We start from the raw sequence: 10315 nt of genomic DNA, 5'->3' as shown, positions 1-10315 counted from the left end.
CCTCACAGTTGCGGGCGTGCGGATCGGGGCAGGTCGGAGAGGACGGCGTGCGCGTTGGTCCCGCCGATCCCGAAGGAACTCACACCGGCCACCCGCTCGCCCTCGGCGGCGGGCCAGTCGGTGAGCCGGGTGACCACGTCCAGACCCAGGTCGGACAGCGCGATGGCGGGGTTGGGCCGCGTGTAGTGCAGGGTGGCCGGAATCCGTCCGTGGTACAGGGCCAGCACCGTCTTCACCAGGCCCACCAGTCCGGCGGCGGCCTCCAGGTGGCCGACGTTCGACTTGACCGAGCCGATGAACAGCGGCCTGTCCTCGCGGCGGCCACGGCCCAGGGCCTTCCCCAGTGCGCCCGCCTCGATCGGGTCACCGAGGCGAGTCCCAGTGCCGTGTGCTTCCACATAACCCACCGCGGACGACGCGATACCAGCCCTGTCGTACGCCAGGTCGAGCAGAGCCTCCTGGGCGGCCGGGCTGGGGGCGGTCAGCCCGTTGGAACGGCCGTCCTGGTTCATGGCGGTGCCGCGCACCAGAGCCAGCACCCGATCGCCGTCGTGAACTGCGTCCTCATACCGCTTGAGTACGACGCTCACGCACCCTTCTCCGCGCACGGTGCCGTCCGCGTCGGCGTCGAACGGCCGACAGCGCCCGCTGGGCGAGGAGGCGCCGGCCTGGTCGGCGTAGACGGCTCCGCCCGGGGAGAGCAGGACGTTCACTCCGCCGACGACGGCGAGGTCGCTCTCGCCCGTCAGCAGGCTCTGGGCCGCCAGGTGCAGCGCCACGAGCGAGGACGAACAGGCGGTGTCGACCGTGAGGCTCGGGCCCTGCAGGTCCAGGAGGTACGACAGCCTGTTGGCGATCACGCTGAGCGCCGTACCCGGCAGTGACCAGCCGTTGATGCTGGGCAGGTCCTCCATGCGCAGGCGCGCGAAGTCGTCACAGCTGGCCCCGGCGAACACGCCGGTGCGGCTCCCGGCCAGGCCGTCCGCCGGGATGCCCGCGTGTTCCAGCGACTCCCAGGCGACTTCCAGGAACATCCGTTGCTGCGGGTCGAGTTCGGAGGATTCGGCGGGAGAGATGCCGAAGAACTCCGCGTCGAAGCCTTCGATGTCGTCCAGAAAGCCGCCCACCTGGGTGGTGCGGTCGAGCACCGCGGCATGGGCGGGGGACGCGAGCCGGTATGCCTCCCATCGGCTTTCCGGTATCCGGCGGACGGCGTCACCACCGCCGCGGAGGAACTCCCAGAACCGGCCGGGTGAAGTGATGCCGCCCGGCAGCCGGCAGCCGATTCCGACGACGGCGAGAGCGCCGGTTGCGGCTCCCGGGGCGCGTGGCGCCGCATCACCCGCGCTCGCCGTCCCCGGCACCTCTGCGGAACCGTCCTCCAGATGGTCCGACAGCCGGCGCACCGTCGGGTGTTCCCAGATGATGGTCGAGGCCAGGGGCCGGCCGAGGTGCTGCGCGATCCGGCCCGACAGAGCCACCGCGTTGCGCGAGCTGAGCCCGTAGTCCCGGAACGTGCGGTCGATGTCGATCTCTTCGGCTTCGGCCGCACAGAGCCGGGCGAGCTGCTCCACCAGCCACTGCCGCAGCTCGGTCATGAGGCGGCCCGGTCGGCCGCCACGGTCTGCGCGGCCAGCTCTCCGGCGGTGTACATGTCGCGGCAGATGCGGCGGCGCAGCTTCCCGCTGGACGTCTTGGGAATGGTGCCGCGGGTGACGAGGACGACGTCGTACAGGTCGATGTCGTGCGCTTCTGCCACGGCCGCCCGGATGGCCGTGCGCAGCTCCTCGAGACCGACCGTGGCCTCCGGGCGGAGTTCGACGACCACGACGGCGAGTTCACGGTCGCCGGTCTCGACGGGGAAGGCCGCCGTGTGCCCGCGTCGCACCGCCGGACTGACCTGCTCCACGGTCACCTCGATGTCGACGGCGTGGTGGTTGCGGCCGTCCACGATGATGACGTCCTTGGCCCGGCCCGCGATGAAGAACTCTCCGTCGTGGAAGAAGCCGAGGTCGCCGGTGCGCAGCCAGGCGGCTTCACCGTCGAGGACGTTGCGGAAGGTACCGTCGCCGTCCTCACGCTGCCAGTAGCCGTCGCACACGTTGCCGCCCCTGACCCACAGTTCACCGACGTGCCCCGCTGGCGCCTCCATCCCGCTGGCGGGATCGACGACGCGCACGTCCTGGCCCTGGAACACAGGTCCGCATCCGACGAGACGCCGGGCCTCCGGGTCGGTCCCGGCGCGGGGTTCGACTCGGCCGGCGGTCAGCGCCTCGCGGTCGAAGCAGCCCGTCACCGGCTCGGCCTCGGCACTGATGCCGGTCACGATCAAGGTCGCCTCGGCCAGGCCCCAGCAGGGTGAGTGCGCGGTGTGCCGGAAGCCGTGGGGAACGTATGCCTCGGTGAAGCGCTCCAGGGACTGGGCCCGTACGGGCTCGGACGCGTTGCCGAGATAGCGCAGCGAGGAGAGGTCGAGTCCGGCGCGCTCCTGCTCGGGCACCATGTCGACGCACACGTCCAGGCCGAAGTTCGGGATCATCGCGTGGGTGCCCCGGTGTTCTCCGACCATCCTCAGCCAGCGCGACGGGTGCTGGATGAAGGCATAGGGGGTCATCTGCACCGCCGGTATCCCCACGGCGAGCGGGAGGATCAGCGCGAAGACCAGCCCCATGTCGTGGAAGAAAGGCAGCCAGTTGACGACCGTCGAGTGCTCGTCGAAGCGCTGCCGGTCGACGTGCTGGGCGACCGAGACAGCGATGTTGCGGTGGGTGACCTGGACACCGCCGGGCTTCCGGGTCGAGCCGGAGGTGTACTGGAGGTACGCGGCTCCCGCCCGGTCGGTCTGTGCGGGAGTCCACGCGTCGGCGTGCTCGTCGCCCACCTGATCGGCGAGGACGACCGAGGCGCCGGATGCGGGACCCTCGACCGCCGCGAGCGCAGCCTCCACCGGCTGCCGGTGCCGGCTGACCGTGACGGCCACGGACGGCGCGCAGTCCGCGAGGGTCGGGGCCAACCGTTCCGTACGACGCTGGAGATCGGGCGGCAGGAGAGGCACCGGCAGCAGCCCGGCGTAGAGACAGCCGAGGAAGGCTGCCACGTACTCGGGGCCGTTGGGGCAGAGGATGGCCACCCGGTCCCCCGGCTCGGCCAGTTTCTGCATGAGTCCTGCCAGCGCGATCGCCTTCTTGTCGAGGTCACCGCGGGTCAGACGGATGCGCCGGCCTTCCCAGTCGGTGTCGTAGTCGAGGAAGGTCATGGCCAGGGCGTCCGGCCGGGCTTGGGCGAGGCTCCGCACGGCCGGCACGAATCCGCCCTTCAGTGCCTCGATCTCGTCCCGCAGGCCGGCTGTCACGATGTCGTGCACAACAGGTCACCGTCCTTCACAAGCCAGTCGGAGAACGCCGCGAGGTCGGGAAGGATCACCGTCGAGCACGACAGGACAGCCACGTTGTAGCGCATCTCCGTGATCGTGACGACGGTCCGTCCCGCAGTGAAGGCGGCGTACATTTCGGCAGCTGTTCCCATGCTCGGTTCGTGGTCGGGCAGCCACACGACACAGACGTCGCCGGCGGCCGCGAGCCGGGTCATCTCGTGGAAGACGCCGAGGAGTTCGAGCACCTCGGCACCGAGCTCCGCTCGGGTGATCACGGGTGACTCGGCGACCTCGGCGAGTGCGCGGCGCATCTCCGGCACGCGATCGCCGTAGCGCTCCAGGACCAGTTCATGGGGGTCGTGCACGACCGAGGACGGGCGCAGCCTCGTGATCGTCCGGCGCAGCAGGAGCCGGTAGGACTGGTCGGCGGCGTCGATGTCACGGCGGCCGCCCTGCATGACACCGGCCAGGAAGAAGCTTGTGCTCACTCGTCCTCCACTGAGTACTCGGGCCACTTCTGGCCGGGCGGGACGACTCGGTGGTAGATCGCCGCGGCGTCCATGACGTAGTCCGTGACCTCTTCCGTGGTGCCGTCGACGGCATCGGCGATCAGCTCGAGCACGCCGTCGAACTCGGCCGTCCCGGCCCGGCTGACCCGTCCCTGGTTGTCCTTGGCGATGAGGAACGCGGGGTCCACGAGCATCTCCCGGGGCCGTCCGGTGAACGGCAGTACCAGCTCGCCGATCAGGCGTTCCTGGCGGTGCAGCGCGCGGATGGACAGGTTGTTCTGCATCGGTTCGAGGAGCAGGCGTCGCGCGAAGCCGGCGGGGACCGGGAAGGCCGGCAGCTCCGTGGCGAGGTGAAAGGTGAACGCGCGGTGCGTCACCGCAGTGGCTCGCCGGGGGCTGAACCGGGCGTACTCCAGGAGCAGAACTCCGTCAGCCGGCCACCAGGTACCGCTGAGCCGTGAGGGTGCGGGTGTGCCGTCGGCGCGGACCCTCAGCGGATAGGCGTCCGCGCTGGCTCGTACCGCTCCGCCTTCGGCGTCCTCGCGGCGCAGTCGCAGTGGTTCGAGGTGCGGCAGATAGGGATCCAGGACTGTGATCTCCCCGTCACGGAAGTACATCGCCGGGGAGTGCCCGCCCGCGTAGAGATGCGTCGAGCGGGCGCCGCAGCGTTCCTCGACGAGCCGCGCGACCTCGAAGGTCTGCCAGCCGCAGCCGCGCCCAAGACGCCAAGGGGGCGCTCCTGCTCCGTAGTACTCGTGGTAGGAGGCGGCGCTGCTGTAGGGGACGCGGAACTGCACTTCCTCCAGCACCTCGGCGAACACCTTCTGCACGGTCATCGGCGCGTCGCCGTTCCGGTGAAGTAGGGGCCGCTCAAAGGCGGTTTGGGACTGATCGGGACCGGCGGGTCGGAGACGGTCACCTCGAAGCCCAGGGCCTCCATGCGTTCGATCGACCGGCGGTCGGGGCGGCAGCCGAACTGCAGGCGCCGCAGCAGCGGGCTGGCCAGATCCTGGGCCCGTCCGCGCCGGCCGGTGTCCCGAACGTGCTCGAAGAACGACAGCTTTCCGCCGGGCTTGAGAACTCGATGTATTTCGCCCAGGACGCTGTCGAGATCGTCCACCACACACAGCAGCAAAAAGGAAACTGCGGCGTCGAATTCCCGGTCCCTGAAGGGCAGGCGCTCACCCGTCGCATCGACGACTTCCACCGTCGGCACCACATTGGCGATCTTCCCGGATATCTGCGAGCGCATTCCTGATGACGGCTCGACAGCAGTAACGTGGTCCGCCTTGGAATAATAGGGCAGGTTACGCCCGGTGCCCGCACCTATCTCCAGCACCCGCCCGGTCAGGTCACCGACCAGGCGAGTGCGTAACTGCGGTCCGCCGATTTTCTTCTCCAGCCTCTCGGAGAGCAGATCGTACTGTCGGGCGAGCACGCGAGATACGCGACTGTTTCCCATGCCGAGGGACCTTAGTCCGCGCAGTCTGCGCCTTGCAACCAGGAGCCGGTTTTTCTACGAATTCGTAGAACTACGCCTTCGTAGAAAGATAGATGACTGTTGCCGCTATCCGACATCCACCGCTACCGTAATTCGACACGACCAGGGAGGCGCACGTGATTCGTACCGACGCATGGACGCTCCACGCCGGACCGCGGACCAGCGGGCCCGGGAATCGGCCGGCGGGAACTCTGCAGCGTGAATCGTTCACCTTTGCCGAGCCCGGCGACCACGAGGCGTTGGTCGAGCCGCTGTACGGATCCTGGGAAGCCAACATCGAGCACGCGGTGTCCCGGCAGCCCATCGATGTGTGCCACCTGCGGGGCGAGGACCGGGTGGTCCTCGGCAATCTCGGCGTGGTGCGCGTCCTCGACCCCGGAGCCACGCGCTCGGTCAAGGAGGACGACATCTGCCTGGTGATGCCCCTCGCGCGGCGCGACCGTTACGGATACGCGGAACTCGTGTACGCCTATGACGCGCCACACACCATCGGGCTACTCGCAAAGCGCACCAAGATAGATTCGGCCCTGCTCCTGCCGATTCCGGAACAGAGCAAATATTCGCTGCCACAGTGGGCGGCGTACGCCCGGTATTTCACAGCCTGGGACAACTGGCGCGTCGCTCACCAGTGCTGGTCGTCGCAGATGGCGGACGAGGATCCGGCGAATCACCTGGTCTTCGGGTGGGGCGGTGGCGTGGTACTCGCCGAGCTGCTCCTGGCGAAACACGCCGGGTTCCGTGTCGCCATGACCGCGGGCAGCGACGGAAGGCTGGCGGAACTCAGCCGGCTCGGCATAGAGGCGGTGGACCGCCGGCTCTTTCCCCATCTGGCCCACGACCCGGAGCAGCCCCCCACCGATTCCGCGTCGGCGGCTCGCTGTCGCGCGTCCGAGAAGGAGTTTCTGGCCACTGTCGAAAAGCTCAGCGATGGAGCCGGCGTGGCGATATTCATCGACAACATCGGGGCTCCCCTGTACAAGGCAACGGTGAAATCCTTGGCACGCCAGGGCGTCGTGACCACGGTCGGCTGGAAGGAGGGCATGCGCACGTTCCATCTGCGTGCCAGCGAATGCATCAACCGGCATCTTCACGTGAACACGCATGTCTGGCGATTCGACGACAGCGCGAAGATACGCGACTATCAGGAAGACATGGGGTGGATCCCCTCGATCGACCCGGCCGGCATCTACGACTTCGACGAGGTCCCGCAGCTCGCGGAGGACTACTCGACCGCGAAGATCGACTCCTACTTTCCGCTGTACCGCGTGAACCAGGCCTGACGGGTCCGTCTTCCCGTCCGTCGAAGAATCCGTCGAAACAAAAGGGGAGCGCAGCGATGGCGAGGGGCTGGCGGTACGACACCCAGGGCCGGCCGGGGGTGGGGATCAGGGCGATCGGACGCCATCTCCCGGAGCGGATCGTCACCAACGAAGAACTGTCGCAACGTCTGCCGACGAGCGACAGCTGGATCCGCGAGCGCATCGGCATCGAGGAGCGCCGCTTCTCAGCACCCGACGAGTGGTCGTCCGACCTGGGGGCGCTCGCCCTCGTCGACGCCTGTGCGCAGGCGGGCATCCCCGTTCATGACGTGGATCTCGTGATCTGCGGAACGTACACCCCTGACCACATGCTCCCCAACACCGCTTCCGCGATCATGAGCAAGGCCGGCATGCCGGCCGTCCCCGGATTCGACGTGAACAGCGGAGGATGCCCGGGAGCGGTGTTCGCCCTCGACGTCGGCGCGAAGTACGTGGCGTCCGGTGAATACTCCCGCGTCGCCGTGGTCTTGACGGATGTGGGCACCAAGCTCTTCGACCCCGAGGACCGTACGGTAGGCGTCATCTTCGGAGATGCTGCCGCCTGTTACATCCTGGAGCCCACCCTCCCGGGCAGGGGTATCGCAGAAGTGCTTCTGCGCAGCGATCCCGAACACTACTCGGCGGTGTACGCCGCTCGAGAAGCACGCACGGACCAGAGCGGCCGGCCGAAGAAGTCCGCGTTCGGGGACAACTTCACCACGATGCGCGGAGCGGACATCAAGAAGTTCGTCCTCGGCGTGATTCCCGAGTTCGTCCGTGAGTTCACGGCCAAGGCCGGCCTGGAGCTGGACGACATCGACTTCTTCGCGCTGCACCAGGCCAACCTCCATCTCGTGCACGGAGTGCTCGATGCGCTGGGTCAGCCGCGCGCCAAGACCCTGACGAACATCGAACGCGTCGGCAACACGTCGGGGGCGTCGGTTCCCCTGGTGTTGCGCGAGGCAGTCGAGTCGCACCGGCTGCGCCCGGGGCAACTCGCGCTGCTGACCGCATTCGGCGGCGGTCTCAACTACGGAGCGGCACTTGTCCGGTGGTGTGGACCCGAGGACTTCGTTTTACAGCAGGTCTGAACTTCGTCCGATGATCCCGTAAGGAGACCAGCTCTTGGACATCAGCTACGACTTCACCGGACGGACGGTGGTGATCACCGGCGCGGGCCGGGGCATCGGACTGGGCGCGGCCCGCTTCTTCCATGCCACGGGAGCCGTCGTGTGGATGGTCGGCCGTGACGAGGCGCGCCTCAAGGAGGCGTCCGACGGTCTGGACGGCACTCGCTTCGCCCAGGTCGACGTGACCCGGACGAACGAGGTGGAAGGGGTGGTCGCGGACATCATCGCGGACACCGGCCGCATCGACGTACTGATCAACAACGCGGGAATCCTGCGGGACAGGATGCTCTGGAACATCAGCGACGAGGACTGGGACTCCGTGCTCGCGGTACATCTCGGCGGCCCCTTCCGCTTCCTCCGCGCCTGTGTTCCGCACTTCCGCGCACAGGGCCGGGGGCGCGTGATCAACGTGACGTCGTACGCCGGCATGCACGGCAACGTCGGCCAGGCCGCGTACGCCGCGGCGAAGTCCGGCATCATCGGGCTCACCAAGACGGCCGCCAAGGAGCTGGTGCGTTACGGGGTCACGGTCAACGCCGTTTCCCCGGTGGCCGAGACCCGTATGATCACTTCGCTCCCGGACGAGCAGCGGGAAAAGCTCCGGAGCATCATTCCCGCGGGGTATTTCGCACCGGTCACGGAGACGTCGTGGGCCTTGGCCTACCTCGCGTCGGACCGGGCCGGCTATGTGACGGGAACGGTCCTCCCCGTCGACGGCGGGATGTCGATCTGACTCCGAGCCGACGGCGAGGACCAGGCGACAGGACGCCTCAACCGGCCTGCTCCTTCTGAAGATCGGCGCTCGCCTTCTGGAGGCGGGCGGTCTCCGCCCGGCCGGGAGCCAACAGCACCACCACCAGAGCGCCGACGGCCACGAACGCCGCGGAGACCAGCATCGCCAGGTCCAGACCGTCGGCGAAGGCGGCGCGGGCCACGTCGGCCACCCGTGCTCCCGCGGAGCCGCCGATCCGCTCGGCAAGGGCCAGCGCCGCGTCGATGGAGTTCCGCACCGCCGCCAGCGAGTCCGCCGGAAGCTCGTCACCGCGCTCTCCGACACCGGAGCGATACCCACTGTTGAAAGCACTGCCCAGGATCGCGACGCCCAGGGCTCCGCCCACCTCACGAGTGACGTCGTTCAAAGCCGACGCAACACCCTGCTTGGAAGCCGGCAGGGAGGCGACGATCGCGTCGGTGGCCGGTGCCAGACACAGGGCGATCCCCGCCCCGACCACCATGGTGCCCACCACTACAGGTACATAGGAGGAGTCCTTGTCCAGCGTGGCCAGGGTGCCCATGCCCACGGCCATGATCACCATGGCCGCGGGCATCACGACCCGCAGGCCCAGGCGCAGCACCAGCTTGGGAGCGGCAGGTGAGACCACCGCGACCGCAACGGTCATGGGCATCAGAGCGAGGCCCGCCACGAGCGGCGAGTAGCCCTTCAGCCACTGCAGGTACTGGAGCATCACGAAGAAGAGCCCGAAGGTCGCCACGCTGGCCAGTGCGATCCCGAGCGAGCCCGCAGCGAGGGCACCGATACGGAAGAACCGGGGGTCGAGCAACGGATGTTCGACACGCAGCTCCCACAGAACGAACCCGGCCAGAGCGGCGACGCCGCCCACCGCGCCCAGCATGACGGCGGTGTCGGTCCAGCCCCGCTCGGGTCCTTCGATGATCGCGTACACCACAGCACACAGGCCCACGACCGACAGCAGCGCACCGATGACGTCGACGGGTGTCTGTTCGGGGTCCTTGGACGTAGGCACGAAAACAAGGACGAGGATGCCCGACACAATCGCGAGGGCGGTGCTCAGCGCGAACACCGAACGCCAGGAGTACGCCTCCAGCAGGGCGCCGGAGATCAGCAGACCCATGAGCGCACCACCGGCGGCGACCGCCGACCAGATCGCCACGGCTCCCGCCCGCTCCTCCGACGGGAAGACCGTGGTGACGATCGAGAGCGTCATCGGCATGATCATGGCCGATCCGACACCGGCCACCACCCGCAGCAGGATGAGCAGGGTGGGATCGTCCACCAGCATCGCCGCGGCCGACGCCGCACCGAAGACCAGCACGCCCGCGAGCAGCATGCCCTTGCGCCCGTAACGGTCACCCAGCGCGCCGGCCGGCAGAAGGAAGCCGGCGAAGACGAGCCCGTAGGAGTTCATGATCCACAGCAGCTCCGACTGGCTGGCCCCGGTGTCCCGGGCGATGCCCGGCAGCGCCACGGTAAGACCCACGACCATGCTGACGATCATCATCAGCGCGACACACATCACGGCCAGAACGAGCCGCCGTCGCGCCGGCCCCAGCGGCGCGCCGGCCGCGGACGGCGCGGCCGTCCCCTGTGCTTTCTCCACGGTTCCGCTCCTCGTACAGCCTCGCCCGCGTGGGCAGAGAGCTGATGTAAACGATTGATTGAAACGATCGCTTGAAATACGGTACGGGAGCAGACCGACCACCGCAAGCAGCTGCACCGGCAGCCCAACAGGAGGGGTACGCAC

The 10315-nt window shown here is 68.3% G+C and carries 9 protein-coding genes; 3 read left to right on the top strand and 6 right to left on the bottom strand.

What is annotated here, in order from left to right; all coding sequences use genetic code 11:
* Positions 1 to 2 precede the first annotated feature (2 nt).
* Genes ACZ49J_RS19220 through ACZ49J_RS19200 form a run of 5 tightly spaced genes read right to left on the bottom strand, consistent with a single transcriptional unit; the run spans position 3 to position 5344 of the window.
* The gene (locus ACZ49J_RS19220; protein WP_467449403.1) at positions 3 to 1598 is read right to left on the bottom strand and encodes a type I polyketide synthase; all 1596 of its coding nucleotides are present in this window, start codon (positions 1596 to 1598) and stop codon (positions 3 to 5) included.
* Positions 1595 to 3364, bottom strand: coding sequence for a fatty acyl-AMP ligase (locus ACZ49J_RS19215; RefSeq protein WP_467449401.1), 1770 nt, complete (start codon positions 3362 to 3364; stop codon positions 1595 to 1597). Before ACZ49J_RS19215 ends, ACZ49J_RS19220 begins: the two co-directional genes overlap by 4 nt.
* On the bottom strand, positions 3349 to 3861 hold the full coding sequence (locus ACZ49J_RS19210) for a hypothetical protein (protein ID WP_467449399.1): 513 nt from the start codon (positions 3859 to 3861) through the stop codon (positions 3349 to 3351). The genes ACZ49J_RS19215 and ACZ49J_RS19210 overlap by 16 nt, the downstream gene beginning before the upstream one ends.
* Positions 3858 to 4718, bottom strand: coding sequence for a hypothetical protein (locus tag ACZ49J_RS19205; protein WP_467449396.1), 861 nt, complete (start codon positions 4716 to 4718; stop codon positions 3858 to 3860). Before ACZ49J_RS19205 ends, ACZ49J_RS19210 begins: the two co-directional genes overlap by 4 nt.
* Positions 4715 to 5344, bottom strand: coding sequence for a class I SAM-dependent methyltransferase (locus tag ACZ49J_RS19200; RefSeq protein WP_467449393.1), 630 nt, complete (start codon positions 5342 to 5344; stop codon positions 4715 to 4717). The genes ACZ49J_RS19205 and ACZ49J_RS19200 overlap by 4 nt, the downstream gene beginning before the upstream one ends.
* Before the next feature lie 155 nt (positions 5345 to 5499).
* Here ACZ49J_RS19200 and ACZ49J_RS19195 point away from each other — a divergent pair, with 155 nt between their 5' ends.
* From ACZ49J_RS19195 to ACZ49J_RS19185, 3 genes are read left to right on the top strand one after another with little or no spacing between them, the layout of a single operon-like run.
* Positions 5500 to 6663 carry an MDR/zinc-dependent alcohol dehydrogenase-like family protein gene (locus ACZ49J_RS19195; RefSeq protein WP_467449392.1) on the top strand — a complete coding sequence of 388 codons (1164 nt, stop codon included), beginning with the start codon at positions 5500 to 5502 and terminating at the stop codon, positions 6661 to 6663.
* A 56-nt stretch (positions 6664 to 6719) separates the two neighbouring features.
* Positions 6720 to 7772 carry a 3-oxoacyl-ACP synthase III family protein gene (locus ACZ49J_RS19190; RefSeq protein ID WP_467449391.1) on the top strand — a complete coding sequence of 351 codons (1053 nt, stop codon included), beginning with the start codon at positions 6720 to 6722 and terminating at the stop codon, positions 7770 to 7772.
* Positions 7773 to 7806: 34 nt separating this feature from the next.
* Positions 7807 to 8544 (top strand): SDR family oxidoreductase, encoded by a 738-nt coding sequence (locus ACZ49J_RS19185; protein ID WP_467449390.1) that lies wholly within the window; start codon positions 7807 to 7809, stop codon positions 8542 to 8544.
* Between the two features lie 37 nt (positions 8545 to 8581).
* Here ACZ49J_RS19185 and ACZ49J_RS19180 read toward each other — a convergent pair whose 3' ends face one another.
* Positions 8582 to 10171, bottom strand: a complete 1590-nt coding sequence (locus tag ACZ49J_RS19180; protein ID WP_467449389.1) for a DHA2 family efflux MFS transporter permease subunit — start codon at positions 10169 to 10171, stop codon at positions 8582 to 8584.
* Positions 10172 to 10315: the final 144 nt, after the last annotated feature.

It is taken from the genome of Streptomyces sp. NPDC030840, assembly GCF_055572015.1.
The sequence above is the reverse complement of the archived record's forward strand: the minus strand, read 5'-3'. Positions and strand labels throughout refer to the sequence as shown.